This window comes from Williamsia sp. 1138 (assembly GCF_002095435.2).
In the GTDB taxonomy this organism is placed as follows: Bacteria; Actinomycetota; Actinomycetes; order Mycobacteriales; family Mycobacteriaceae; genus Williamsia.
Genome location: NZ_MJEJ02000044.1, coordinates 18,203 through 44,873 on the forward strand (window position 1 = coordinate 18,203; position 26,671 = coordinate 44,873).

The 26,671-nt window shown below is 64.2% G+C and carries 23 protein-coding genes; 12 read left to right on the forward strand and 11 right to left on the reverse strand.

Annotated elements, in window-relative coordinates; translation table 11 throughout:
- Positions 1 to 142: 142 nt before the first annotated feature.
- Positions 143 to 1,084: a manganese catalase family protein gene (locus BH683_RS14545; RefSeq protein ID WP_084836986.1), complete on the forward strand. Its 942-nt coding sequence runs from the start codon at positions 143 to 145 to the stop codon at positions 1,082 to 1,084.
- A 41-nt stretch (positions 1,085 to 1,125) separates the two neighbouring features.
- Here BH683_RS14545 and BH683_RS14550 read toward each other — a convergent pair whose 3' ends face one another.
- The 3 genes from BH683_RS14550 to BH683_RS14560 are packed head-to-tail and all read right to left on the reverse strand — an operon-like array spanning position 1,126 to position 4,429.
- Positions 1,126 to 2,505: a glycosyltransferase gene (locus BH683_RS14550; protein WP_084837125.1), complete on the reverse strand. Its 1,380-nt coding sequence runs from the start codon at positions 2,503 to 2,505 to the stop codon at positions 1,126 to 1,128.
- Positions 2,502 to 3,512 carry a hypothetical protein gene (locus BH683_RS14555; protein WP_084836987.1) on the reverse strand — a complete coding sequence of 337 codons (1,011 nt, stop codon included), beginning with the start codon at positions 3,510 to 3,512 and terminating at the stop codon, positions 2,502 to 2,504. Before BH683_RS14555 ends, BH683_RS14550 begins: the two co-directional genes overlap by 4 nt.
- On the reverse strand, positions 3,509 to 4,429 hold the full coding sequence (locus tag BH683_RS14560; protein ID WP_084836988.1) for a WcbI family polysaccharide biosynthesis putative acetyltransferase: 921 nt from the start codon (positions 4,427 to 4,429) through the stop codon (positions 3,509 to 3,511). Before BH683_RS14560 ends, BH683_RS14555 begins: the two co-directional genes overlap by 4 nt.
- 474 nt (positions 4,430 to 4,903) lie before the next feature.
- On the opposite strand from BH683_RS14560, the gene BH683_RS14565 reads away from it, so the two are divergent.
- A complete protein-coding gene (locus BH683_RS14565; protein ID WP_143696060.1) occupies positions 4,904 to 6,013 on the forward strand; it encodes an aromatic acid exporter family protein in 1,110 nt (369 codons plus the stop codon).
- A gap of 105 nt (positions 6,014 to 6,118) precedes the next feature.
- Complete coding sequence (locus tag BH683_RS14570) at positions 6,119 to 8,491, forward strand: FdhF/YdeP family oxidoreductase (RefSeq protein ID WP_084836990.1); 2,373 nt, start codon at positions 6,119 to 6,121, stop codon at positions 8,489 to 8,491.
- Here the strand turns inward: BH683_RS14570 and BH683_RS14575 are convergent, their stop codons facing one another.
- Entirely contained in the window at positions 8,492 to 9,133 is a 642-nt protein-coding gene (locus BH683_RS14575) for a TetR/AcrR family transcriptional regulator (protein WP_084837126.1), read from the reverse strand. It abuts the gene before it with no gap.
- Positions 9,134 to 9,251: 118 nt separating this feature from the next.
- Between BH683_RS14575 and BH683_RS14580 the strand changes: the two genes are divergently transcribed.
- From BH683_RS14580 to BH683_RS14590, 3 genes are read left to right on the forward strand one after another with little or no spacing between them, the layout of a single operon-like run.
- The gene (locus tag BH683_RS14580; protein ID WP_084836991.1) at positions 9,252 to 10,259 is read left to right on the forward strand and encodes a Rieske 2Fe-2S domain-containing protein; all 1,008 of its coding nucleotides are present in this window, start codon (positions 9,252 to 9,254) and stop codon (positions 10,257 to 10,259) included.
- Positions 10,260 to 10,294: 35 nt separating this feature from the next.
- A complete protein-coding gene (locus BH683_RS14585) occupies positions 10,295 to 11,386 on the forward strand; it encodes a dihydrodipicolinate reductase (RefSeq protein WP_084836992.1) in 1,092 nt (363 codons plus the stop codon).
- Positions 11,387 to 11,445: 59 nt separating this feature from the next.
- A complete protein-coding gene (locus tag BH683_RS14590; RefSeq protein ID WP_084836993.1) occupies positions 11,446 to 11,919 on the forward strand; it encodes a phosphoribosyltransferase in 474 nt (157 codons plus the stop codon).
- On the opposite strand, the gene BH683_RS14595 is transcribed toward BH683_RS14590, so the two are convergent.
- On the reverse strand, positions 11,906 to 12,481 hold the full coding sequence (locus tag BH683_RS14595; protein ID WP_084836994.1) for a TetR/AcrR family transcriptional regulator: 576 nt from the start codon (positions 12,479 to 12,481) through the stop codon (positions 11,906 to 11,908). The two genes, BH683_RS14590 and BH683_RS14595, sit on opposite strands and share 14 nt — an antisense overlap.
- Before the next feature lie 92 nt (positions 12,482 to 12,573).
- Between BH683_RS14595 and BH683_RS14600 the strand changes: the two genes are divergently transcribed.
- The 4 genes from BH683_RS14600 to BH683_RS14615 all read left to right on the forward strand — a co-directional run bounded on the left by BH683_RS14600 (position 12,574) and on the right by BH683_RS14615 (position 17,189).
- Positions 12,574 to 14,112, forward strand: coding sequence for an MFS transporter (locus BH683_RS14600; protein ID WP_084836995.1), 1,539 nt, complete (start codon positions 12,574 to 12,576; stop codon positions 14,110 to 14,112).
- 177 nt (positions 14,113 to 14,289) lie between these two features.
- Positions 14,290 to 15,612 (forward strand): lipase family protein, encoded by a 1,323-nt coding sequence (locus tag BH683_RS14605; protein ID WP_246833382.1) that lies wholly within the window; start codon positions 14,290 to 14,292, stop codon positions 15,610 to 15,612.
- A gap of 142 nt (positions 15,613 to 15,754) precedes the next feature.
- A complete protein-coding gene (locus tag BH683_RS14610) occupies positions 15,755 to 16,999 on the forward strand; it encodes a helix-turn-helix domain-containing protein (protein WP_084836997.1) in 1,245 nt (414 codons plus the stop codon).
- Positions 16,992 to 17,189 carry a hypothetical protein gene (locus BH683_RS14615; RefSeq protein ID WP_084836998.1) on the forward strand — a complete coding sequence of 66 codons (198 nt, stop codon included), beginning with the start codon at positions 16,992 to 16,994 and terminating at the stop codon, positions 17,187 to 17,189. The genes BH683_RS14610 and BH683_RS14615 overlap by 8 nt, the downstream gene beginning before the upstream one ends.
- On the opposite strand, the gene BH683_RS14620 is transcribed toward BH683_RS14615, so the two are convergent.
- A complete protein-coding gene (locus BH683_RS14620; RefSeq protein ID WP_210405216.1) occupies positions 17,171 to 17,845 on the reverse strand; it encodes an HAD family phosphatase in 675 nt (224 codons plus the stop codon). The two genes, BH683_RS14615 and BH683_RS14620, sit on opposite strands and share 19 nt — an antisense overlap.
- A 45-nt stretch (positions 17,846 to 17,890) precedes the next feature.
- Positions 17,891 to 19,729, reverse strand: a complete 1,839-nt coding sequence (locus tag BH683_RS14625) for a long-chain fatty acid--CoA ligase (protein WP_094647497.1) — start codon at positions 19,727 to 19,729, stop codon at positions 17,891 to 17,893.
- Positions 19,730 to 19,911: 182 nt separating this feature from the next.
- Here BH683_RS14625 and BH683_RS14630 point away from each other — a divergent pair, with 182 nt between their 5' ends.
- Complete coding sequence (locus tag BH683_RS14630; protein WP_246833383.1) at positions 19,912 to 20,592, forward strand: YoaK family protein; 681 nt, start codon at positions 19,912 to 19,914, stop codon at positions 20,590 to 20,592.
- Here BH683_RS14630 and BH683_RS14635 read toward each other — a convergent pair.
- Positions 20,584 to 22,410, reverse strand: a complete 1,827-nt coding sequence (locus BH683_RS14635) for a long-chain fatty acid--CoA ligase (protein WP_084837002.1) — start codon at positions 22,408 to 22,410, stop codon at positions 20,584 to 20,586. The two genes, BH683_RS14630 and BH683_RS14635, sit on opposite strands and share 9 nt — an antisense overlap.
- Positions 22,411 to 22,688: 278 nt before the next feature.
- Here BH683_RS14635 and BH683_RS14640 point away from each other — a divergent pair, with 278 nt between their 5' ends.
- Positions 22,689 to 23,486, forward strand: coding sequence for a crotonase/enoyl-CoA hydratase family protein (locus BH683_RS14640; RefSeq protein WP_168187055.1), 798 nt, complete (start codon positions 22,689 to 22,691; stop codon positions 23,484 to 23,486).
- Between the two features lie 21 nt (positions 23,487 to 23,507).
- Here BH683_RS14640 and BH683_RS14645 read toward each other — a convergent pair whose 3' ends face one another.
- The 3 genes from BH683_RS14645 to pyk form a co-directional block, all read right to left on the reverse strand.
- Positions 23,508 to 23,993, reverse strand: coding sequence for a hypothetical protein (locus BH683_RS14645; protein ID WP_084837004.1), 486 nt, complete (start codon positions 23,991 to 23,993; stop codon positions 23,508 to 23,510).
- Between the two features lie 23 nt (positions 23,994 to 24,016).
- The gene (locus BH683_RS14650; RefSeq protein WP_084837005.1) at positions 24,017 to 24,898 is read right to left on the reverse strand and encodes an acyl-CoA thioesterase II; all 882 of its coding nucleotides are present in this window, start codon (positions 24,896 to 24,898) and stop codon (positions 24,017 to 24,019) included.
- 305 nt (positions 24,899 to 25,203) lie between these two features.
- Positions 25,204 to 26,622 carry a pyruvate kinase gene (gene pyk, locus BH683_RS14655; RefSeq protein WP_084837006.1) on the reverse strand — a complete coding sequence of 473 codons (1,419 nt, stop codon included), beginning with the start codon at positions 26,620 to 26,622 and terminating at the stop codon, positions 25,204 to 25,206.
- Positions 26,623 to 26,671 lie beyond the last annotated feature (49 nt).

Sequence of the window (26,671 nt, forward strand, 5' to 3'; positions counted from 1 at the left end):
CACCTCTTTCGAGCGGTTCTGTGCTCGTCTTTCGTCAAAAACATACCTGCACAATGTCTTCGCCGGACCTATCGTTCGGCGATCGAGGCATGGCCACGTTTCGGTACACCCGAAATCGGTTCGACGTGATCTGAGGAGACTCATGTATCTGCACACTCAAGAATTGATCAACGAAATAATCGTCGACGAGCCCGATCCCGCCGCCGCGAATGCTCTCCAAGAGGGTCTTGGTGGACAGTTCGGTGAGATGCGAACCATGATGCAATATCTGTTCCAGTCCATGAACTTTCGCGGCGACCCGGCCTCCAAGGCTTACAAGGATCTGCTCCAGGGTGTCGGAACCGAGGAGATCAGTCACGTCGAACTCATCGGCACGACCATCTCCCGCCTGCTGGATGGCTCCCCAGAGTACAAGGGTAAGAAGACCGACCCTGTCGACAAACCGGGCGCAAAGGGGGCTACGCCGCTCAACATCGCCCTCGATACCAGCAACATTCACCATTATCTCGTCGGCGCACAGGGAGCGCTCCCGGTAGACGCCGCCGGCAACCCGTGGTCCGGTTCCTATGTGTACAACAGCGGCAATCTGGTCCTGGACCTGCTCTACAACCTGATGCTCGAGTCGACCGGGCGACTCCAGAAGTGCCGAATCTACGAGATGACCGACAACAAGGCTGCGCGGTCGACGATCTCGTACCTGATCGTGCGTGACCAGGCCCACGAGAACGCCTTCGCCAAGGCACTGGAGAGCCTCGGGGTGAACTGGGGTTCGGTACTTCCCATTCCCAAGACGAATGCCGAACGCTTTCCCGAGGTGAAGAAGCTGGTCGACAAGGGACTGCAGAGCATTCAGTACACGTTCAGCGCAGACGACAAGAGTCAGGCGGCGAAGCTCTATCGCGGGGCGTCGCCGTCGGGTGACGGGACCGAACTGTCCACTGCGATCAAGCCCGAGGGTTTTCCGATGACCATCGCGCCGGAGCGACGCGAGGAGTTCGCGCCGGGCCTGGACAAGGATCTGCTGGCGCTCATCCAGGCAACGGCCGAGGTGGAGATCGCCGCAGCGAACGACCCTGGTAAGTAGCGGTCACCCGGGGGCGAAGACGGTGACGTCGTCGCCCCCGGTCACCAGGCCAGCGCCGGTTCGGCCTCCGCGACGTCGACCCCGACTGCGGTCGACGCCACACGTCGAACGTCGAACAGGGCTCTAAGCAGTTCGTCCTCCGTGATCTGTGCATCCTTCGACCACCGACGCGATCGATGACGCGCACGCGACGACCACACGATCACCGCCGCCGCCTGTGATCGGTCGAAATCGACAACCACCTGACCTGCCTCTCCCGGCGCGAGTTCTTCTACGAGAAGCGGAAGACTGTTCTCGGAGAACATCACTCGTCCGCTCACCTCGGCATAGAAGCGACAGCGGCCGAGTATCGCCGGGCCCGGATACCCTACGCAGACGCGCGAGTCCTCGATTCCCAGAGCATCGTGAAGAGTGTTCGCCGCGGGCCCACGCAGCCACACCCGACCGTCGACGCCGCGCAGTACGCTCGCGACCGTCTGCAGCAACGACGGCGCGGTATGACCCTCGGTGTCGACGACGACAGTCAGGTCAGGAACCGGATACCCCAGGCCCGCGGTCCTGGCGGCAGGATCGGTGATCAGCGGGGCAAGCGCCAGAGCTTCGGCGTTCTTGGCTGCGAGCCGGTCCGGGACCGGTCGCTCGGCCCAATCGGGACCGTCGTGCCACGCGACCGCAGCGGGTTCGTGGGCGAACACTGCGCCCATCATGAATGCACGATTGGCCAGCTCCCAGTCCTCTCCCCCGTAGTGCACAAAGGTGGAGTCGAAACCGCCTATGTCGTCGAAGAGCTCACGGCTGCAGGTGAACACGGCGCTGATCACATACTTGTACCCGTCCCATCCCGGCCTGAGGAGATCCGACGTGCGTCGGTAGGCGTCCTTCAGCCATCGGGGTTCGCGTTCGTCGTAAGATCGTGCGGCCACGAGATTCTCGGCGAACCACTCGCCGACCCGTCCCGGGACGACACCTCCCAGATCCGCATGCAACCTGCGCCCGACCACGATCGAGTCCGGCGCCACCGCCGGCAGTCTGATGGCCTGGCGGACATAATCGGGGGTGGGGACGGTATCCGCATCGAGAAAGCAGAGAATCGACCCCGCCGACGCGGCCGCCCCGAGATTGCGGGCGGCAGCTGCCCGAAATCCCTTGTCCTCCTGTCGCACCACCACCACGGACAGAGAGGACGACCAGTGCTCGACGTCCGGCGGATCGGTCGAGCCGTCGTCGGCGACCACGACCTCCATGCGGTCTGCCGGATACGTCTGGGCCGTGAGCGCCTCGAGGACCAGCGACAGTTGCCGAGGCTGGTTGTAGTACGGGATGACCACGCTGACCAGAGGTGTTGTCGAGCGTTCATCGGCGAGGTCCCACCGATTGTCCGGTAGGACAACCCGCCCGCCCTGTAGCCGGATGACGTTCACGCGCTCCACCGTCGTAGCAGCCGGTCGTATTCCTGGGCGACCTCGACCGCGGTCGGTGACGTCGTCACCGCTGAGTCGGTCCAGGTGTGTTCAGGGCTCGCAACCGCGTCCGCGACCGCAGACCGCAACGCGTCGTTGTTGTTCGGATGCATCGCCACCACGTCGGGTGACCGCGCCGCCAGTTCCAGGGTGTAAGCCGTCCTGGGAACCAGCGGCCTGCGTCCCGCCGAGATCCAGGCATTGATCGAACCAGACGCAGACATGTGCCGGTGGTACGCCACCGGGACGGTGACTTCGGCCATACGTCGACGCAGTTCGTCGTCGGTGAGGAAACCGGTGATCTCGCAGGTGCGCCCGGAGTCCGCTGCGATCTTCCCCAAGTCGTCGACAAGATGGTCATGACCCGGAGAAGGAGTTCCGAGTGCGAGAAAGCCGACCGACGGGTCGAGATCGGCCATCGCCTGCAACGTTTCCAGATGCCCTTTTCCCGGATACAGAAATCCGAGGACCCCGACAGTCACCTCTCGCGTGAGCGACGGCTTCTCGACCCGAACACCCTCGAACATGAGGGGCACAACCTGCACCTCGATGGACGCATCGACGAACTGCGCAAACAGTGCAGCCTCGTGGTGACTCGAGACGATCACCCCCGCCGCCTGCCGCGCCACCGCAGCGTAGAAGGCCGCGCGGGGGCGCATGCCCGGACCATCGGACGGTTGCGGCACATCGTGCAACGTCACCGAGACGGGCCGCCGAAGGTTCGCCATCGTCGAGAGCAGACTCCGTTGTGCTGCCGCGGGGCTACGGCCGAACAGCTTGTCGGTGACATGAATGTGCACGATGCCGCACTCGAGCGCAGCGGCACGGCAGCCGAGATGCGGCGCGCCATCGAGAAGCAGCCGGTGATCCGCGCCGATCACCATCGCGGCGTCGAGAACCGAACGTGCGTAACGGACGACGCCGTGAGAACGGGGGCCGAGGACAAAGTGCCCGATGGGTCGGGTCATGAAAGTCCCAGGATGTCGATCAACTCGACATACCGGTCCAGCGCAGCCTCGATGAACTCCGGATGTTCCGCGTACCAGGCCAACTGCCGCTCGTGGACGTACTCGTCGCTCATCGGCAGGCCGCCGACCAGCCAATCCTCTCGCGCGCTCGCGGTGAGACCGAGCGCATCAACGACTCCCTGATTCAACGGTGCCCGAACATTGCCCAGCAACTCGCGATCCGGCGAAGACGGCCCGCCGGCGCCGAGCTCGTCGAGGATGCGACCTGCCAAGGTGAGCAGCACGCGGTTGCCCGGATGGTTGATCGTGTGGGCCGCGTCAGCTCCGAGCCCGAGCAGAACATCAGAAATCGGGATATCGCACTGCCGACGCTCGCGAGCCGCGAGTTGCTCGACACTCCACTGCGCCGCAGCGCGAACACGATCAGGTTCGAGTTCGATGTCCCAATCCCCGAACGACGTCCGTCGATCTCGCGCAGCCACAACGGTTCTCAAGTCGTGGTACGGGACTGCCGCGGGCGTCGCGGCAGGACTCTCCGGATGCCTGACGATCACCTGGAATGGGTACAACCCGCCGTACCGGATCACCGGCCACACAATCCGAGTCGCCGAGGGTGCAATCTCGATCAGATCCTGCCCGCCGATCGGCAATCCCCGGTATCCCGCGCGCACCGGTTGCGTGACGATCACTGCAGCGCGCCGGACCAGCCGTTCGACCGACGGCATGTCGCCGGCCTCGAGTTCATGGACGGGCGGCACCCGCACGGTCCGGTACGGAATGTCGACAGAGGACGAGATCGCGATGCGCAGGGCTTCTGCCTGGCAATTGCCCCACACGAGCAGAAGATCCCGGCCGTCGGCATCAGGTTCGTCCGAGACGCCGTAGAACTCGCCGTAGTGCAACGTCCGCCCGTCCACCTCACACCTTCCGCTTCTGCCCTCCGTCCCCGGGGTATCCGATCCGCGCCAGACGCAATCATCGAGTTCGTCACTCTGGACGACCCCCGGTGGAACCTATCTGCCCGCGTCGCCTTCAGTCTCGAGGCGTTTTGGAGCGAAGCCGATCGCGAAGGGCCCGCGCCCGTCCCGTGCGGTGCTCGTGCTGCAGGTGCGGCTGGTTGTCATGCGGTTGCTGCGACTTCTTCCTGCGCGGTAAGAGGATGACCACAACGATCACAACGATGGCGATCACGACGAATGCGACGATTCCATGAGTCCTGCGACCCTCTTTCCTGTGTCCGCGGGGCCCCTGCCTGACGGTGGCGGGACCGGCATACCTGTCGGATATCCACTGGCAAGGTCCGGGAAACACCACCCCACCCCGGTTTGCTCACCGGTCAGACGGGTACCGCTGGAACCCAGGCCCACATCTCGGAAGGATCTGTGTACGGCGTGTCACTCTTCGCGGCTACCAGGAGGTGGGCTCGCCGCGGCGGCGTACTGGCCGCGCCGGGGACGTGGTTGCGGCGAGCGGTCACGCAGTCCGGCATGGAGCGTGCAGCGCTGCTACAAGCGATCAAGGCGAGCGTCGCTGCTGTGATCGCGTGGGTGATCGCAGCCGACGTACTCCACTTCTCGCAGCCGTTCCTGGCTCCGTGGTCCGCCATCTTCATCGTCGCCGCGACCGTCTATCGGTCCATCCATTCCGCGGCCCAACAGTTGGCGGCGGCTTTCATCGCGGTCATCTTGGCGAGCGTGGCGACCGGGCTCATCCGGTGGGACCTGCTCGCTCTGTTCGTCGCAGTGCTTGTCGGCCTGCTGATCGGACAGTGGCGCTTCTTCGGTGACAGCGGGACCTGGATCGGTATCACCGCTCTGCTGATCATGACGTCGGGATCGATGGAGGAATCCGCGTTGGTCGACAGGCTCATCGAGACCGCGATCGGTGCGGCCATCGGCATCGCCGTCAATGCCGCCATAGCCCCGCCGGTCTATCAACTCAAAGCTGCGGACGCCATCGCGCGAGTTGCCGAAGACCTCGCCGACGTGCTGGAGCACATGGGTGAGGCGGCTATCAGCGACGACCGGCAGCGTTTCGATTCCGGTATGCGGGCGCGTGCGGCCGTCGTGCTCATGCGCGACGCCGAGCAAGCCGTTGCACTCGATCGTGAGAGTCGGCGCCTCAACCCGAGACTGCGAACTGGTGGAGTGGGATCCGATCACGAAAACATATTGTCTGCGCTGCGACACGCCTGGTCACACGTGGAAGAACTCGGTAAAACCCTGCAGACCACCCGGCAAGAATCGGGTCCGTTCGAGGAGCGGACGCGACAGTGTCTGGCGGACATGTTCGCCCAGCTGGCGGATCTGGTTCGGCGGTGTTCCGACGATACGGCGACCGCGACCGATGTCGAGCAGTCGGCGGCCGACGCGGGCCGAAGGCTCGACTCGGTGGAACAGATTCTCGAGTCGACGGATTCGGTGACCATCAGTTCAGTGGCAAGACTGGTGACCATCACCGCCCCGGCACGCCACATCATCCGGGAATTGTCATCGCGATGACCGCCGGAGCACCAGGCGTGAGGACCGGCCCGACGGGGTAACCATGATTCACGCAGGCCATCGAACGACGCCTTGCCGTGAGCGCGCGACAGACGAAGGGGCACCATGCCGGCACAGAACGACAACAACGAGAACGATGTGGACCACCTCGACATCGAACCGCCCAAGGATCACGCGGCGGGCGCCACAGCGGTCGCCGTCTCGATGAAACGCGCCCTGGGCCACATGGGGCCGGTCCGCACCGCGAAGACGTTGCTCTCGCTCAATCAGGCCGAAGGATTCGACTGTATGAGCTGCGCCTGGCCCGACCCCGACCCAGGTCACCGGCACACCGCGGAGTTCTGCGAAAACGGCGCGAAAGCGGTGGCCGAGGAGGCCACGACTACCCGGGCCACACCAGAGTTCTTCGCTGCTCACAGCATCGCCGAGCTGGACAGTCACACCGAGCACTGGCTCGGTCAACAGGGTCGCATCACCCACCCGATGATCAAACGTCCCGGCGGGACCCACTACGAGCCCATCGCATGGGATGACGCGTACGCACTCATCGCCGACGAACTGAACGGTCTTGCGACGCCCGACGAGGCGATCTTCTACACCTCGGGACGGGCGTCGAACGAGTCCGCGTTCGTCTACCAGCTGTTCGCCCGTGCGTTCGGCACCAACAACATGCCCGACTGCTCCAACATGTGCCACGAATCCACCTCGATCGCCCTCCAGGAATCGATCGGGATCGGCAAGGCGAGCGTGACCCTCGACGACGTCTACAACGCCGAACTGATCATCATCGCGGGGCAGAATCCGGGCACCAATCATCCCCGGATGCTCTCGGCCCTCGAGAAGGCAAAGCAGAACGGCGCGAAGATCATGGCCATCAACCCCCTGCGTGAAGCCGGGTTGGTCAACTTCAAGAATCCGCAGACCCCGCGTGGCATGGTCGGGCCGGGCACCGACCTGACCGACATGTTCCTGCCGATCGCGCTCAACGGTGACCTCGCCCTGTTTCAGGCTCTCGGGTCTTTGCTCGTCGAATGGGACGCCCTGGACCACGACTTCATCGAGTCGCACACCACCGGTTTCGAGGCCTGGCGCGAGCACGTGAAGGCGGTGGACTGGGAAGTCGTGACAACGACAACCGGCCTGACCCGTCAGCAGATCACGGAAGCGGCCGAGCTCCTACGCCGTTCGAAAGCCACGGTCTTCTGTTGGGCGATGGGATTGACCCAACACCGCAATGCGGTCGCCACAATCAAAGAAGTCACCAATCTTGCCTTCGCACAAGGTAATATCGGCAAGCCCGGCGCCGGACTCTTCCCCATCCGCGGACACTCCAACGTCCAGGGAGACCGCACCATGGGTATCTGGGAAAGACCGCCCCAGCATTTCCTGGACTCGGTGCAACGCGAGTTCGACTTCGATCCGCCGCGTGAACACGGCCTCGACACCGTCGACTCGATCCGCGCGTTGCGCGATGGGAAGGCCCACTTCTTCCTGGGTCTCGGCGGGAACTTCGCGCAAGCCACACCCGACAGCGACGTCACGTTCAAAGCCCTACGCAGCGCCCGGATGACAGTGCAGATCTCTACGAAGATCAACCGCGGCCATCTCGTGTGCGGGGAGACCGCACTCATCCTGCCCACCCTCGGACGTACGGAGAAGGACGTACAGGCCGGCGGGCCGCAATTCATCACGGTCGAGGATTCGACCTGTTCGGTCCACGCCTCCCGGGGACCGCTCGCACCGGCGAGTCCTCACCTGCGATCGGAAGTCGCGATCGTCACCGGCATCGCGCAGGCGACCCTCGGTGACCGCCATGGCATCGACTGGGCTTCCATGCGCGAGGACTACCGCACCATCCGCGCCCACATCTCCCGAGTCGTTCCCGGGTGCGAAGGCTACGAGGTCAACGTCCGCAGACCGGGAGGCTTCATACTCCCCCACCCACCCCGCGACACCCGAAGCTTCGAGACAGAGTCCGGCCGAGGCGAATTCGCCGTCTCACCGATCGAGGTGTTGCAGGTCCCCGCAGGCCACCTGATCCTGCAGACACTCCGCAGTCACGATCAGTTCAACACGACGATCTACGGACTGAGCGATCGGTACCGGGGCATCGAGGGCGGCAGACGGGTGATCTTCATGCACCGGGAGGACATCTCGGCACTCGGTTATCGCGACGGCGACATCGTCGACATCGTCTCGCGGTGGGACGACGACGACAACGTCAGGTGCGCACCGACATTCCGTATCGTCGAGTACGCCACGCCGCGTGGGTGCGCTGCCGCGTACTACCCCGAGACCAACCCGCTGGTTCCGCTGGACTCCACCGCCCTCGACAGCAACTGCCCGACATCGAAATCGATCATCGTGTCCGTGGTTCCTGCAGGACAAGGAGATCCGGACTCCGGCTCGTCCGATCAGGATTCGACAGGATCTGACTGGGATCACAAGTCTCATCCCCAGCCCCACCACCTGAGCTGATCAGGCGGGTCCGGTTGCCGGAAGCGGCGGCTCGAGATAGTTCACTATCGCGTTGGTGAATCCACGCCTGGCCAGGTCCAGGTCCGTGTACGTACCGAGTTGGCGCTCCGAGACCATACCCCGCATGGCGCCGGGTATGAACGCGGCGACCTCGGCGACTCGTTCCGGGTCGACATCCAGACCACTGAACGCGCGGCGGCAGGTGTCGAGCCACGCCTGCCGCCATGATTCGAACTCGGCTGCGGTCAGCGGGTACAGCCGTTCGAACTCCGCGCGGTCTCGCGGCATCGCGGCTCGCAAGGTCTCGATGGCGCGAGAGTCTTTGCCGCTCAAACCTTCATACAGATTGTCGACGATGGCGCTGACCCGGTCACGCAGCGACGCACTCGCGGGCGCGCTCGCCGGCAGATCGCCTCGACGCTCGGCGGTGTAGTGCAGCACCGCTGCCCACAAACCATCGATGTCGCCGAACTGATACTTGATCGTTCCCCAGGTGGCGCCGATCTCTTTGGCGATACGGTTGCCCGAGACCGCGCCGGGCTCACCTGAGGCCAGGGACCGCAACGCCGCGTCGAGCATGCTGTCGCGAGTCGCCATACCCCGTTTGTTGCTGCGCCTGCCGGCAACCTCAGTGTCGGTCATCTGTCCCATACTATCGACCCCTCATCACCCAGGGCCAGATTCATAGAAACCTCTTCCAAACATTCGCAGAGGGGTCTATCATTCGTTTCGGGTCCAATGACGCGTACAGGAGGCCTCGATGGCGAAAACACCGCTGCCCATGAAACCGACGGGCTGGTTTCAGGTGGCGTGGTCCGCGGAGATCCAGGCCGGCGACGTTCATCGGATGACGTACTTCGGCACCGAGATGATCGCCTGGCGATCAGCATCCGGTCAGGTCACGGTGATGGACGCCTACTGCGAACATCTCGGTGCCCATCTCGGCCATGGAGGCACCGTCGACGGAGAGATCCTCCGGTGCCCGTTCCACGGCTGGGAGTGGGACGGCGAGGGACGAAACGTGTGCATTCCCTACGAAAAACGCCCCAACAAGGGCAGGCGGATCCGCACCTACCCGGTCACCGAACACAGTGAGTCGGTGTTCATCTGGTTCGACGAGAACCGTCGTGCACCGTACTTCGACGTCGCTGATGTCTTGTCCGGCTTCGACGATGGCAGGAGCTCCGCCGACTACTACCCCGCTTTCGGCCACAGCACGCTGTACGAGACCGGGTTGGAGATCCATCCGCAATACGTGATGGAGAACGGGGTGGACTTTGCCCACTTCAAGTACGTGCACAACACCCCGCTGGTGCCCGAATTCACCCGTCACGACTTCGACGCCCCGGTGTCCTACGTCGATTTCACCATCGCGTTCGACGACGTGCCTGCCGACGAGATCAACAGTGGAGTGCAGGCCATCAACAGCGGAATCGGGGTGGCGGGCACCAAGAGCTGGGGAATGATCGACAATCGCACGCTGACCTCCGTCACCCCGATCGACGACGCGACCTCGGACGTCCGGTTCACCGTCTGGATCGGACGCGCCCCCGGTGACGAGAGCGACGGTCCCCCTTCTCGTGCGCTGCGCAATGCCCGCGGAGTGATCGAGCAGTTCCAGAACGACATCGCAATCTGGAAGCACCAGCGCTACTCCGACCCACCTGCTCTCTCGCCCTCGGAGTTCGAGGGCTTCACCGCCATCAGAGAGTGGGCCACCCAGTTCTATCCCGCTGACTTCGACCCGAAGGCAGCAACTGCTCGCTGAGCATCCACCAGTCCCCCCGCCTGAAAGGCCACCTCATGAGCACGCCTGCGCACACCCCGATTCGGATCTTCCAGGTCGCGACCGGCAACGTGGGAACCGAGATGATCAAGCGAATCGGCACCCACCGCGACCTCGAACTCATCGGATTGCACTGCTACACAGCGGAAAAGATCGGGCGCGACGCAGGTGAGATCGCCGGACTCGACCCCATCGGCGTGACGGCCACCGGCACCGTCGAGGAGATCATCGCCGCACACCCCGACGTCGTGACATTCCACGGAGTCTTTCCCGACGAAGACCTCTACGAGAAAGTGCTCGAAGCGGGAATCAACATCGTCACCACCGCCGACTTCATCACCGGTCACCACCGCGACGAGAATCATCCGCACTCCTCGGGCAAGAAGGTCACCGAGGTGCTCGAAGCAGCGTGTCAGCGGGGCGGGTCGACGTTCTACGGCACCGGCATGAATCCGGGTGTCAACCAGATCCTCGGCGTGGTGTGCTCGGCCGATGTCGCGGAGATCGAGAACATCATCACCCTCGAATCGGTCGACGTGTCCTGCCACCACTCGAAGGACACCTGGATCGAGGTCGGCTACGGATTGCCCGTCGACGATCCGAGCATTCCGGACAAACTCGAGAAGTACACGCGTGTCTTCGGCGACAGCGTGCTCCTGATGGCTGACTGCTTCGGCCTCGAACTCGACGAGGTGACGTTCAGCTACGAACTCGGCGCATGCACCAAGGACGTCGATCTGGGCTGGTATCAACTGCCCAAGGGATCTCTCGGCGGCAACTACATCAAGTACCAGGGCATGGTCGACGGCGTCCCCAGGATCGAGACCCATCTCGAATGGCAGATGACTCCACACACCACACCGAATTGGGATATCAAGGGCTGCTACATCACTCAGATCCAAGGCGACCCGTGCATCTACAACAAGCACATGATCTTTCCCAAGCGTGGTGTTGATCTGTCCGATCCCGCCAACTTCGCCTCCATCGGCATGACGGTCACCGGTTTACCCGCGCTCAACTCGATCCGTAGCGTCGTCGCGGCGCGGCCAGGCATCATCACCAGCGCCGACCTCCCGCTGCGAGGATTCGCGGGCCGCTTCAAGCACTAGCCCCGGGGTCCGGGTGGTGATCCGTATGCCACGAGTCCGGGACATGCGACCATTGCTTGATGAGCGATCGAGAAGTGTTGACGTGGGAGATCTTCGGACGCGCAAGCCGCGAGCTGGCGCAGGTCGTCGCCGACTCGGGTTTCGCTCCCGACGTCGTACTCGGCATCGCCCGCGGTGGTCTCGTACCCGCCGGAGCGCTGGCCTACGCGCTCGACTGCAAGGCGTTGTTCACGATGAACGTCGAGTTCTACACCGGCGTCGGGACGACCTTGGACAGTCCGGTCATCCTGCCGCCGATCCTCGACGCGACCGAACTCGACGGCCTGAGCGTTCTCGTGGTCGATGATGTCGCCGACAGTGGGAAGACCCTCGAACTCGTCCACTCGTTCTGCCGCGATCACGCGTCGGAGGTCCGGACCGCGGTGCTCTACGAGAAGCCGGCATCGGTGATCCGCGCCGACTACACGTGGAAGTACACCGACCTCTGGATCAACTTTCCGTGGTCCACCGAGCCCCCGATCACTCCTCGGTGACCCCGGCCCGAGAGTCTTCCGCGCCGCGACGTCCTGCACCGACCCCGAGCAATCGATCGACGACCTGCTGATGGAGTGCCGGATCGATCGACGGCAGGCCGAGCAATCCGCCGAGGTACAGGCCGTCGCCCACGAGACGGATGATCTCGGCGTTCACGGGATCGTCGATCTCGGCGCGTAGACCCTCGTCCCAGAGTTGCATCACCTCGGTGACCGCCGCCTGGATCTCACCGGGGTTGCCGTCGACGCTACGCAACGCCGCCAGGGTCGAACGAAAGAGCGCGAGTTCTTTGTCGGACGTCGACTCCGGGGGTTGGAGATACCAGGTGGCGACCGTGGTTCCGCCGCGGGCGGCGTCGGTTCGCTGACCGTCCGAGCGTTCTCCCAGTCGCCGAACCATCGCGGCGATCAGTGCGTCTTTGTTGCCGAAGTGGTACAGCAGACCACCTTTCGACACCCCGGCCGACTTCGCGACGCTCTCCAGCGTGACCCTCGAGAGGCCCTCGTCCAGCAACATCTCTTCGAGGGCATCGAGGATCCGATCACGGGTGTCAGCGGCCATGGCCCGTACTTTACCGGCTGGACGGTTCACTGCTACGGTTACTGTACCGTCCGGACGGTTTTCTTCGGGCCGAACACAAGGGAGTACGCGTCGTGAGCCGCTCGCGCATCGCTGGAACGCAGCACGGCACCCACCACACCGCAGGAGCCAAGGAGTGGCTGGGGCTCGTCGTACTCGCGTTTGCCGTACTCCTGATCGCGATCGATGCGACCGTGCTGGATATCGCCCTACCGTTCTTGAGTGCCGACCTCGAACCGACCAGCACACAACTCCTCTGGATCATCGACGTCTACTCGTTCGTCCTCGCCGGCCTGCTCATCACCATGGGCACCCTCGGCGATCGCATCGGTCGGCGCCGCCTGCTCCTGATCGGTGCGGCCGGATTCGGGATCGCATCGGTGCTCGCGGCGTTTGCGGTCAGCCCGGAGATGCTCATCGCCGCGCGGGTGTTGCAGGGTGTTTCCGGTGCGACCCTGATGCCTGCCACGCTCGGTCTGATCCGGACCATCTTCAAAGATCCCCGCCAGCGCGTCACCGCCATCGGGGTGTGGAGCGCCATGGCAGGCGGCGGCGCTGCGGGCGGCCCCCTCGTCGGTGGATGGCTGCTCGAGCACTTCTGGTGGGGTTCGGTGTTCCTCATCAACCTCCCCCTGATGGCCGCCCTGATCATTCTGGGCCCCTTGGTCATCCCGGAATCGAAGGATCCGAGTCCAGGAAGGTTCGATCTGCTGAGCTCCGGGCTGTCGATGCTGGCGCTGGTGCCGATCGTGTACGCCGTGAAGGAGACTGCGGCACACGGGCCGAGCCCGACGGACGTGTTCGCGGCACTCGTCGGAATCGTGGCCGGCGTCATCTTCGTTCGCCGACAACGAACCCTCGACACCCCGATGATCGACCTGAAACTGTTCGGCAAAGCCGACTTCTCGACTGCCGTGTTCACCAACTTCCTGTCGATCTTCGCGCTGTCGGGGGTGTTGTTCTTCGGGTCGCAGTACCTGCAGCAGGTGTTGGGCTGCAGCCCACTGGAAGCCGGTCTCGTGTTGCTGCCGGGGACCGCAGCCAGTGCGGTCGCCTCCCTGGGTGCGGCCTACCTCGTCCGCGTGTGGGCCACCGGCACCGTCTTGGCATGTGGACTCGCCATATCGGCCATCGGCGCACTCCTGCTCATCGGATTGGGTGGCGAGAGCGGCGTCGGGCTGTTCATCGCAGGTTTCGTGCTGGTGGGAATCGGAGTCGGGATCGCACTGACCCTCACATCCGACCTCGTGGTCAGCGCGGTCGAGCCAGAACGAGCCGGTGCAGCGTCGGCGGTCTCCGAGACCGCCTATGAACTGGGTGTGGCACTCGGCGTGGCCGTCCTGGGAAGTGTGGTCATGTCGATCTTCCGCAGGGGTCTCGACACCGGAGTTCTGGACCCTTCGATGGCTGCGGCGGCTCAGGAGACGCTCGGCGGCGCCTCATCCGTCGCAGCGCAGCTCGGTCCCGAGGCCGCTGCGGCGCTGACGAACTCGGCCAACGACGCGTTCGTGTCCGGCATGCACGCTGCGTCGATCGCGACGGCCGCCGTGCTGGCGCTGTGTTCGGTCCTCGTCTACGTGCGGCTCAAGAAACCGGTCGAACGACCGGCCTAGTTGTTCGTCCCAAGACATAGTGCACGTGCTCGTGTGCGGCACCATCAACTCCGTCGCTCCGTCAGTAGCGCGCACTCCCCCGCCCCACGCACAGTGATCTCAGTCACGACAGGGCCCATCGTGGGTCCGGTCCGATCCAGGGGGCGTTCATTCATGGTCAGATCTCGACTTCGATCGATGGTGCCGTTGGTTGTTGCGTTGTGCGTGGGCATCGCGGGAATGAGTGCTGTCGGTACTGCGTCGGCCGATCCGTCATTCCCGCCCGCTTTCCCGTCGGACCAGAACCAGTTGCCGCAGTTGCCTGCCGAACCTGACATCTACGATCAGCTACCGATCCCCACTCCGGAGGACGACCCCTGGTACGCCGATCCAGCGGACCTCGCTTCGTATGCTGCGGGGCAGATCGTACGCAGCCGGGAAGTCCAGACGCGGATTCTCGGCATCCCGTTTCCCGTGTACACCAAGCAACTACTCTTTCGGTCGAACGACGTGCACGACCGGCCGATCGTCACTGCCACGTCGCTGATCGTGCCCGGCATACCGTGGGAGGGCAGCCCCCGACCGGTGCTGTCGTTCCAGGAGGCCATCGACTCCACCGACTCGTCCTGCAATCCATCGCACACCCTGCAGACCGGAACGATGAAGGAGTCGGCACTCCTGATCTATTGGCTCGGGCAGGGTTTCGCGATCAACATCCCCGACTTCGATGGAAAGTTCAACACATTCAACACGTACGACGAAGGAAAGATGGTGCTCGACAGCCTGCGCGCCGTCAAGAACGACAAGACGCAAGGCCTCAGCAACTCGGGTATCGCCCTCTACGGATACTCGGGCGGGGGATCCGGATCGATTCGCGCCGCCGAATTGCGAGAATCCTATGCGCCGGATGTCCATCTGCTCGGTAGCGCGTTCGGTGGCTTCCCGGCGGACCTCGCGGCGCAGGTCGAGTACGCGAGCGAACCACAACCGGGGCTCACCGGACTGAGCAATTTCACGATGTGGCTGGGCTGGGCCGCACTGTCGCGAAACTATCCCGACCAGTTCAAACCGGCAGACCTCCTCGATGCAGAAGGTCAACAACTGGTCGCAGACGCACACCGTCGTTGCTACGCCACACTTGCCCTGGGTGGTTTCTACCGCCCGATCAGCTCCTACTTTCAGCCCGGCAAGTCGCTGGCCACCGAGCCGGCGATCGCAGAAGTGCTCGAAGACAACAGCCTCGGCAAACACATCCCGGACACCCCGATCTTCTGGTGGCACGGCGTGTGGGACGAACTCATCCCGCCTGCGGACGTGGTGCTGCCCACCGTGCAGTCGTATTGGGATCGCGGCGCAGACATGCGCTTCTACTCGATGCCACTACCTGAACACGTCGTCAATGCTGTGGTCGGATGGCCGCCCGCCGTGGCGTGGACCACGGCCATCCTGCGCGGACTCCCACCGGGACCCAAATTCATGGCGGACCTCGCTCCCCTTCCGGAGAACTTCCCTGGTGGGTGACGAAACCTTGTGCGAATGCACAAAAATTTGCTTCGAAATTCTCTCTTTCAGTCATGGCGGGTCCACACTTGAGTGAGGTGTCCTTACCACGACACACCACTCTCGCCAGGGGGATCTATACCAGAATGCTTTGTCAACGGAGATGACCGCGAACCGCAAGGCGGCGCTCGAGAATCTGCACCGGCGGGCCGTCGGGGTGATAACCGGGTTCTCTGAACAACTGCCGCCGTACCAACAGACGCCTGCAGCGTTGGTCGAAGGGGACTTCGTCCTCGGTGTCCACCGAAACATCGATCTCTTCATCAGGTCGATGGTCACCGGCGTCGAGCCCAGCGATACCGAGCTCGAACCCGTGGTGGCGCTCGCGCTCACGCGCCATCACGACGGGGTACCACTCGAGAGCATTCTCGACGCATATCGTTCCGCAGCCTCACTGATCTGGTCCCGACTGTCCGAGGGCTCGACCCCGGACGAGCAGGAGATCCTGATCGCGGGTGCAGGTCAACTCATGCGCTACATGACCCGGATCACGGCGCGGATCGCCGTGGCCTGCACCCAGGCACCGGCGAGCGACCTCCCCGACAGGAACGACACCGCGCGCACGGTGGCAGTGGCCCTCCTGCGCGGTCAGGCTCCGCAGAGTTGGTCGCTGGCGCATCTTCCTCCACTCGCCTCCCGATATCTGGTGATCACCATCTGCCCGCTGGACGGTGATTCGGGCGCGACCCGAGGTCTTTACGAACGCCTGGTGGACATCTCGGGAGCGCTCGTCGCGCCGGAACGCAGCAGTTGGACCGCGCTGGTCCCCCAACAGACCACCGACAACGACGGCCGACACACACTCGAATCGGTGCGGCAACTGCTCGACGAAGCGGGTGGTGGACTGCTCGGCTCCCCTCCCGCGTATGCCGGCGGTGCCTTCTCCGCGGCCTCACATGCGGAGATCCCGTCAGCCGTCGAGCACGCACACCTCATCTGCACCCTCAATCAGATCGGTGAATCAACGCATTCACTGGCGTGCCTCGACGACGTCGTCTTCGCCTACAGCGTCGCGACCACCTCTGCAGAGGTACACGACCGGTACCGGCAGATCTGTGCAGCCCTCGATGGTCATGACCTGCTCCGAGCGACGTTGTGGACATTTCTCGATCACTCCTGCAATGCGCAGGCGGCAGCACGGGCCCTGCACCTGCATCGCAACACGATTGCTTACCGATTACTCAAGGTCGCAGATCTCACGGGACACGACCCACTCACCTTCGAGGGCGCCCGGGTGCACGCCGCAGCGCGGATCGCCGCACACCTCGACACGCACCTCGGGCGAACCACGGCGTCGTTGCCGGGCGACGGGGTACTGCAAGCGAAAGGACCGCCCATCAATGCGTAACCGGACGATCGTTCACCAGGTCCCGTCGACACGAGATCTGTGGCGCTCCGAGCACGAGCGCCTGTTCTACTTCGAGAACGTCGCGGCCGACGCGGCGGAGGAACGGGGCGAAGACTTCGCCGATCTCATATCAGTCGACAACGGTCAGCGCGGTCAGACCGCCACAGTCACCTACCGCGTGCTTGCCTGATCTTCGCCCAGCGACTCGATCGCGTCCGTGGTCAGCGCGTCGATTCCGTCGATCACCAGGGCCGCCCGCGCGAGGGCATCTTCAGCAGGCGGGTAGTCGGGCCGCGGCGCCGCGATGAGAATCAAACCTGCCGCCGTCGCCGATCGCATGCCGTTCGACGAATCCTCGATGGCCGCGCATGCGGCTGGTTCCCGGCCCAGTTGCCGTACGGCCTGCTCATACACGTCCGGTGCGGGTTTGCCGCGGTCGAGTTCTTCGGTCGAGACGGTGACCTCGAACAGGTCGGTCCAGCCGGCCGCGTCGAGTACCGCGTCGATGAGTCTGCGCGGCGACGAACTGGCGAGGCCGAGTGGCCATTGCGCTGCGCAGCGCCGTACGGCGTCATCCGCACCCGGCAGCACCGGTAGGTGTCCTCGGTAACGAGCCACCATCTGATCGATGACGATGGTCGCGACCTCCTCCGGAGCCCTCCCGACGCCGAGGTCGTCACTCAGATAAGCCGCCCACTCGGGGGTGCTCATCCCCATCAGCGCCGTCTGCGCCTGCGGCAGCCACGTGCCGCCGTATTCGGCGACGACGCCGCGTCGCACCTCTTCCCAGATCGGCTCCGAATCGACCAGCACGCCATCCATGTCGAAAACCAGTGCTTCAATCACCCTGCCATCATCTCCCGCGCGGGCTCGACGTCGCCTGCCGGGCGGTCATGGTGCGAGATCGACGACACCCGGGCCTGCCGGCCTCGAATACAGATCGACGATGGTCTGCTCGTACTTGTTCGCGATCGGCTTGCGTCGCAGCTTCATCGTCGGGGTCAACTCGTCACCTCCGGGGTCCCACGCTGCCGGCACGATGACGAATCGCTTGACCTGCTCGACCCGGGACAGCTTCGCGTTGCCCGCCTTCACAGACTGCGTCACCTCGTCGACGATCGCCGGGTTACGTGCGAGGTCGGCGATCTGGGCCTCCGGGACACCAAGCGTCTTGGCGCGAAGCGCGGCGACGTCGGGGTCGAGCACGATCAGCGCGGTGATGTACGGCTTGTCGTCACCGATCGCCACCACCTGATTGACCAGCGACGAGTTCGCCTTCATCGCGTTCTCGATGGTGCTCGGGGCCATGTTCTTTCCCGACTCGTTGATGATCAGCTCTTTCTTCCGATCAACGATCGTCAGGTTGCCCTCGGCATCGATGGTGCCGACGTCGCCGGTCGCAAACCAGCCCTCGGAATCAATCGCCTCGGCAGTCTTCTCCGGTTTGTTGCGGTATCCGCGCATGATGATCGGCGCCCGCACAAGCACTTCCCCGTCCTCGGCCAGCTTGATCTCGACGCCGTCCACGGGTTTGCCGACCGTGCCCACCTTCAGGTTGTCCACCGTGGTCTTCGTCGCCGCGCCCGTGGTCTCACTCAGGCCCCACACCTCGATGACCGGAATGCCGAGTCCGACAAAGAACTCGATCACCTCCGACGGAATCGACGCGGCGCCCGAGATCGCCAGCTTCAGCTCGTCGAGGCCCAGCGCGGCACGCACCTTCGACAGCACGAGCGAGTCCGCCAACTGATACTGCACCTGCAGAGCCCGGCCCCGTGGCCGGCCCGACAGGTCTGCCCGTGCAGCACGCGCGGCCACGTCGAGCGCCCACGCTGCGAGCTTCGACTTGACCGGGCTCGTCTCCTCGCCGACCTTCGCCTCGATGCCGGACTTGATCTTCTGCCACACCCTGGGAACGCCGAAGAACACCGTCGGACGCACGTCGGGCAGGGCCGCGGCGAACTCTCGAGGATCGGCAACCGACGTGATCTGTATGCCCCGCAATTGATTTGCGCCGTGCGAGGACACCCGGTCCGCGATGTGTGCGGCGGGGAGATAGGAGATGATCCGATCGTCGAAGCCGGTGTCGAGTTCGGCGGACACCGACTCGGCAGCTGCGATCACGTTGCGGTGGGTGATCTCCACCCCTTTGGGCGGCCCCGTTGTCCCGGACGTGTAGATCAGGGTGACGAGGTCGTCGGGTTCCACTGCCCGCCACGAGGCCTGGAAGTCGAACTCGGTGTCTGGATCGGCCTCGACGTCACGTAATTCGATGGCGCCCTCGGCGGGACCGTCCACGGTGACGATGTGCTCGAGAGCGGCACCGGATTTCCTGATCGCGGGCATGAAGACCTGTTCGGTCACCACGACCCGGTTGGCGGCGTCACCGAAGAGATACGCGAGCTGCTCCGGTGCACTGGTGTTGTACACCGAGAACGGGATGGCGCCCAGATGCACGATCGCGGTGTCGACAAGGTGGAACTCGGGCCGGTTCGTCAACATCAGGCCGACGGTGTCGCCGCGTTTCACGCCCAGGGTGACCAGCCCCAGCGCAATCGACTCCACTCGTGTGGCGTACTCGCGCCAGGTGATCTCCTGAATGCCTCCTGGGGTCCGCAACGCGACGCGATCCGGATGCATCTTCGCGGTGTGCTGGAACGCTTCTGCCGTGGTGTGGACAGCTGCTCCGGAAGCGTGGTGAAAGACGGTGTCTGCGGTATTCGGGCTCATCGGTGGACTCCTGACGAATGATGGCGACAAGTCTCGATAGGGCACGCCCGGCGACGAGAAATCGGACATGCCGGTACCCGAGAACCTATCCCCGAGGACGCCCCTCGCGGAGCAGATTCGACGGGGTTGCTCGGTGGGTCCTGATATCTTTCAGACCAACGATTTCCGTCGAAAGTGGCCCTGTGCAGAGTACGAGCTCGACACTTCGGTTCGCCCTGCTCATCACCTTGGCCAGCGGCTTCCTCGACTCGTATACGTTTCTTGTCCGCGGAGGGGTGTTTGCCAACGTCCAGACCGCCAATGTGATCCTGATGGGGATCGGGTTGTCCGACCGCCACTGGTCTGCGGCACTGCTGCATCTGTGGCCGATCCTGGCATTCCTGCTCGGGGTGACCTTGGCCGTCCACATCAAGTCCGGCCGAGTCGACCATCTGCTGAATCATCCGATCCGCTGGACCGTCGGATTCCAGGCTCTCGTACTCGCAGCCGTCGGCTTCGTGCCCACCTCGGTCCCCCACACCTACGTGACCGTGCCCATCGCCTTCTGTACGGCCATGACGATCACGATGTTTCGCAGCATCGGTGACCTCGGATACTTTGCCGTCGCGACGACCGGCAATCTGATGCACATGATCGAGTACGGTTACGCCGCTTCGATCGACAAGCGCGCGGAGGCCTTGTCGGCCTTTTCGACCTACGCCAAGGTCGCCGGAACCTTCGCCGCGGGTGCGCTCATCGGTGCCGTCGCGACGCAGCTGTTCGACGCCCACGCAGTCTGGCTGGCCGCAGGCCTCCTCGCCGTCACGCTTGTGTTCTTCGTCGTCGACCAGCGCCGAGCAGAGCATGAGGCCGACTCACCGTAGGTCGATCACCGCGCCACCGGGATCAGTCGCGTAGAGGTCGACGATCAGCTCCGCGTACTTCGTCGAGATCGGTGTGCGCCGCAGTTTCATCGTCGGCGTGAGTTCGTCCCCGCCGGGCTCCCACGCGTGCGGCAGGATCACGAACCGCTTGATCTGCTCCACCCGCGACAGCTTGCCGTTGCCCGTCGTGACCGCCGACCGGACCTCCTCCCTGATGTCGGGGTGCTCGGCCAGTGCGGCGAGATCGGCAGCGTCGAGTCCGAGTGCGCCGGCGCGTGCCGCGGCGACATCGGGGTCCAGGACCACGAGCGCGCTCACATATGGTTTACCGTCGCCGAGGGCGACGACCTGGCTGATCAACGATGACGACGCCTTGAGCGCATTCTCGATGTTGGTCGGCGAGAGATTCTTCCCCGATTCGTTGATGAGCAGTTCTTTTTTGCGATCGACGATCTTGTAGTTACCGTCGGCGTCGACGGTTGCGATGTCACCGCTGGCCAGCCAGCCGTCGGAGTCGATGGTGTCTGCGGTCTTCTCCGGCTGGTTGCGATAGCCACGCATGACCATCGGGCCACGAACCAGCAACTCCCCGTCGTCGGCGAGTTTGATCTCGACCCCGGTCAGCGGTTTACCGACGGTGCCGATCCTGAGATCGTCGGCGGTGGTCATTGTCGAGACCGCCGTGGTCTCGGACATGCCCCACACCTCTACGACCGGGATGCCGAGACCGGCGAAGAACTCGAGGACCTCCGCGGGGATCGACGCCGCGCCCGAGGCCGCCAACTTGATGTTGTCCAGACCTAGCGCACCACGTACGGCGGAGAGGATCAGCTTGTCCGCAATCATGTACTGGGTCTCGAGGATGCGTCCGCGGCTCGTACCGGCGAGATCGGCGCGGGCCGCCGCGGATCCGACACCGAGGGCCCACGCCGCCAGCTTCGACTTCACCGGATTGGTTTCCGCCTCGAGTTTTCCTTCGATCCCCGCCTTGATCTTCTGCCAGACCCGGGGCACCCCGAAGAACACGGACGGATGCACCTCGGCGAGCGCGGCGGCGATCTCGCGAGGGTCCGATACCGACGTGATCTGGATGCCGCGCACCAGGCTCGCCGCGTGCGCGGACACCCGATCGGCGATGTGCGCCGCGGGCAGATACGAGATGATGCGATCGCCGAAACCGATGGTCAGGTGCTCTGCCAGCGCAGACAACTCGGCAACGATGTTCGCATGGGTGATCTCGACACCTTTCGGCGGGCCCGTGGTGCCCGAGGTATAGATCAGGGTCGCGATATCGGAAGGCTGGACCGCATCGGCCGCCGCCTGCAGATCGAAGTCGCCGAGGTCGGTGTCCTCGACCTCTGCGAGCGTGATGGTGCCGCCGCTGTCGACACTGACCACGTGATCGAGCGCCGTCCCGGCACCTTCGATCGCCGCAAGAAAGGCCTGCTCGGTGATGACCACCGAATTGCCGGCGTCGGTGAACAAGTAGTCGATCTGCTCGGGAGCACTCGTGTTGTAGATGGAGAACGGGATGGCACCCAGATGCAGGAGTGCGGTGTCGACCAAGTGGAACTCCGGACGGTTGCCGAGCATCAGTGCCACGGGTTCGCCGCGGCGAACGCCCAACGCCGACAACCCGGCTGCGATGCGCTCGACCCGCCGCGCATACTCGGCCCAGGTGATCTCGACCGTGCCACCCGGCGTGCGCAACGCGATGGCGTCAGGACGCATACGGGCGGTGTGCGTGAAACCCTCGGGCAGCGTGCGCACCCCGACTCCGGATGCGTGCGGAAAGGCGATCTCGGTTACGACTGACATCGAACTTCTCCATCGATTGCTCGGGGTGGATCAAACTGACTGTGCGACAGCAACTTCTGAGACCATCGCTTCTCCGGCCCATTTCTGACCACACGTGTGATCTGAAGATAACAGAATCGGTGCCCGCCGCGGATCAATACGGTGCCGGCCCGCGTACCGTAGGACCGAAGATTCCCACCTGAAGGAGCCCCAACATGCCAGCGACCGATGGCGTATCCGCACCTGCACCGCTGACGCTCGCCGCTGATCCGGACGGCAGCCCCGCCGCCGACGACTCGGTGACGTACCGCGTGGAGCACACGTCTGCCGGACCGATCGCACATGTCCAGCTCAATCGACCCGACAAGCACAACGCCCTCACCCTGCCCCTGTTGGCGGGTCTCACCCAGGCGGCGAAACAGGCTGCGAAAGACCGTACGTTGCGCGCGGTGATCATCAGTGGTGCCGGCCGATCATTCAGCGCCGGGCTCGATTTCGGCAGTCTGGCGGGCAAGCAGAAAAGCGTCCTGCGTACGTTCGTGCCGAACCTGCTGCAGGGCTCCAACGGTTTCCAGAATCCTGCCTGGCACTGGCGCCGGGTGCCCGTGCCGGTGATCGCTGTCGTCCACGGCCATTGCTACGGCGGCGGCCTGCAGATCGCCCTCGGCGCCGACTTCCGGTTCGCCACCCCGGACGCCGACTTCTCCATCCTCGAGGCGAAGTGGGGCCTGATACCTGACATGTCGGCGTCGGCGGCGCTGTCGCAGCTCACCGGAATCGACACTGCGAAGCGTCTGACGATGACCGGCGAGATGTTCTCGGCCGACTACGCCAAAGAGATCGGTGTGGTGACCGGTGTCGCCGACGACCCGCATGTCGAGGCGCTGGCGTTGATCGAGAAGATCGCTGCCCGCTCACCGGACTCGGTGGCGTCGACCAAGAAGCTGTTCGAGAAGACGTGGTCGCGGTCCCCGCGATTCTCATTCCCCGTCGAGCAGGTTCTACAGCTCAGGCTGCTGCGCACCAAGAACCATGCGATCGCGCGCAAGGCGGGCATGACTCGCTCCACACCGGTGTTCCGGGATCGCGAGATCTGAACCTGAATCTGAATCTGAACCTCAGGGTTCGATCGTGATCCCGCCCGCCAGTTTGGACTCACTGGCTTCATAGCGCAGGGTCGTGCCGACTTCGACCACGTAGTCGGCCCGGCCCTCGGGAATCCCGGATATCGAAAACGGCAGGACACATCGGTTGTCCGACAGTTCAGGTGCAGACAGCTCGGATTGCCCGAGGATCGACAAGTCCTCGTCCAGCACCCGCACCCGGGTGCCTTGCCTGACGTCTTCGAACTCGCCGATGCCGCCGCAGATGTCGGTGGCGGACACCTCGTACTGCTGGTCGGTGAGGACGACGGAGCCGTCGGCTGTGAAGTCGCGTTCCTGCACACCGAGGACCAGGGCACCGAGCGCGATCACCGCGAGGACGGTCGCGGCGATCGAACTGATCACGATGATCGGCTTGCGGGTCCGGCGTTGCCATGTCCGCGCAGGCAGATCGGGGCCGGGATCAAGCCAGTACTGCGGCGTCTGCTGGACGGGCTGCATGAGCCTGAGTCTGCCTTATCCGGTCACTTCTTCGGCGGGAAGTATTTGATCAGCGCTTCTTGCACGACCGTCGTTGCCAGCAGACCGTCACGGGTGAAGAACCGGCCGGTGCCCAGTCCCCGCGACCCCGCGGCGACGGGTGACTCCGTCGCGTACAGCAACCAGTCGTCGAATCTGAAGTCGCGGTGGAACCACATCGAGTGGTTCACGGTCGCGGCGAACAGGCGGTCGATACCCCAGGACAAGCCGTGCGTTGTGATGATCGAGTCAAGGACCGTGGTGTCGGAGGCGTAGCAGAGGGCGGCGATGTGCAGAAGCGGATCATCGGGCATCTGGCCGTCGGTCCGCATCCAGACCCTGTTGTGCTCGAGCCGCTCCCCGCTTTCGCGCGCTTTCCACGTGGGGTCGTTGGCGAATCGAATGTCGATCGGGTGCATGGCATTGACGAACAGTGCGATGCGATCCTCGAAGCCTTTGAAGTGCTCACCGAGCGGTGGCAGATCTTCGGGGTAGGCAACGTCCGGGCTCTGCACCGAATGCTCCAGGCCCGCCTTGTTGTCCTGGAACGCGACGAGCATGGAGAAGATGTCTTCGCCGTCCTGCATGGCGGTCACGAGACGATTGGCGAACGGCTTGCCGTCGCGCAGCCGGGTGACGTGGTACTCGATCGGTTTGCTGACGTCACCGCCGCGGATGAAGTGAGCATTGAGCGCGTGTACGGGCGTAGGGCGGGGCACACTGCGTCCGGCAGCCACCACTCCCTGGCTCAGCAGTTGCCCACCGAAGGTTCGAGCCCCGACCTCGGTCGGGTGTAGCCCGATGAAGAGGTCGGGTTCGGGCTCCTCCAGATCGAAGAGCGCGAGCAACTTGCTCAGATCAGACGTCGTACCGGGGGCTTCAGTCACAGCAAGACTCTAGAGGACCGCCGCCGAAGCGCACGCCCACATACCCGGGCGTTGACCGAAAGGCCCGCTCGACGGCAGCAACGGCCCACTCGACGGCAGTAACGGCACGGTCGGCGGCGTTATCGGCCCGCTCGACGGCAGTAACGGCCCGCTCGACGGCTGGAACGGCACGCTCAACGGACACACGGCGGAGGTGTGGCCGCGGTGGTTCTGGACTGCCGACGAGCGAGCGCTAGCGAGGTGAGGAGAAGGGAAGAACTACCGCCTGATGGCCACACCGACAAAGCGAGCGGAGCGAGCAAAAATCAATGGTCGTCCTCACCGATCCTGTGGACGTGGATCAGGTTGGTCGTTCCGACGGTTCCGGGAGGTGCACCGGCGACGATGACGACCTGGTCGCCGACCTTGAGGCGACCGATCTCGAGGAGCGAGGCGTCGACCTGCTTGATCATCTCGTCGGTGGATTCGACGCGCGGAACAATGAACGTCTCGGTTCCCCAGCTCATGGCAAGCTGACTGCGCACCTCCGGCAACGGCGTGAACGCCAGCAGCGGTAGCCGCGTGTGGAGACGGGCCAGGCGGCGCACGGTGTCTCCGGACTGGGTGAACGCCACCAGGGCCTTCGCGTCGAGACGCTCGCCGATGTCGCGGGCAGCGTAGGAGATGATTCCGCGCTTGGTGCGCGGGACGTGACTGAGCGGCGGCACGTCGCGGGTCCCGTTCTCCACGGCCTTGACGATCCGGGCCATGGTCTGGACGGTCTCCATCACGTACTTGCCGACAGAGGTCTCTCCGGAGAGCATCACGGCGTCGGCACCATCGAGGACGGCGTTGGCGACGTCGGAGGCCTCGGCACGGGTGGGCCGTGAGTTCTCGATCATCGATTCGAGCATCTGGGTCGCGACGATGACCGGTTTGGCGTTCTCGCGAGCCATCTGGATGGCGCGTTTCTGGACGAGTGGGACCTCTTCGAGCGGCAACTCGACGCCGAGATCGCCGCGGGCGACCATGACGGCGTCGAAAGCCAGGACGACGGCTTCCAGGTTGTCGATGGCCTCCGGCTTCTCCAGTTTGGCGATGACGGGCACCCGTCGGCCGACCCGATCCATGATCTCGTGGACCAGTTCGATGTCTGCGGGTGAACGGACAAACGACAGCGCGATCAGGTCGACACCGAGGGCAAGCGCGAACTCGAGGTCTGCGATGTCCTTCTCCGACATGGCCGGCACCGAGACGTTCATGCCGGGAAGGGAGACACCCTTGTTGTTGCTGACCGGGCCGCCTTCGGTGACGGTGCAGATCACGTCGTTCTTGTCGACCTCGACGACGGTCAGCCCGACCTTGCCGTCGTCGACGAGCAGCCGGTCACCGGGTTGTGCGTCATTGGCCAGTTCTTTGTAGGTGGTGGAGACGCGGGTGGCGCTGCCTGCGCAGTCGTCGACGGTGATCCTGACCTCGTCGCCCGCGGTCCACTGAACCGGACCGTCGGCAAAGGTCCCGAGTCGGATCTTCGGGCCCTGCAGATCGGCGAGGATGCCGACCGCGTGTCCCGTCACGTCGGACGCTTTTCTGACCCGGTCGTACATCTCCTTGTGGTCTTGGTGTTTGCCGTGGCTGAAGTTCAGCCGCGCCACGTCCATTCCACTCTCGACCAGTTCACGCACCCGATCGTCGGTTGCGGTGGCCGGTCCGAGGGTGCACACGATTTTGGTACGTCGATTCACCTCGCCGAGCCTAGTCCGCACAGACGATCCTCTCCAGGTAAGTAGCCAA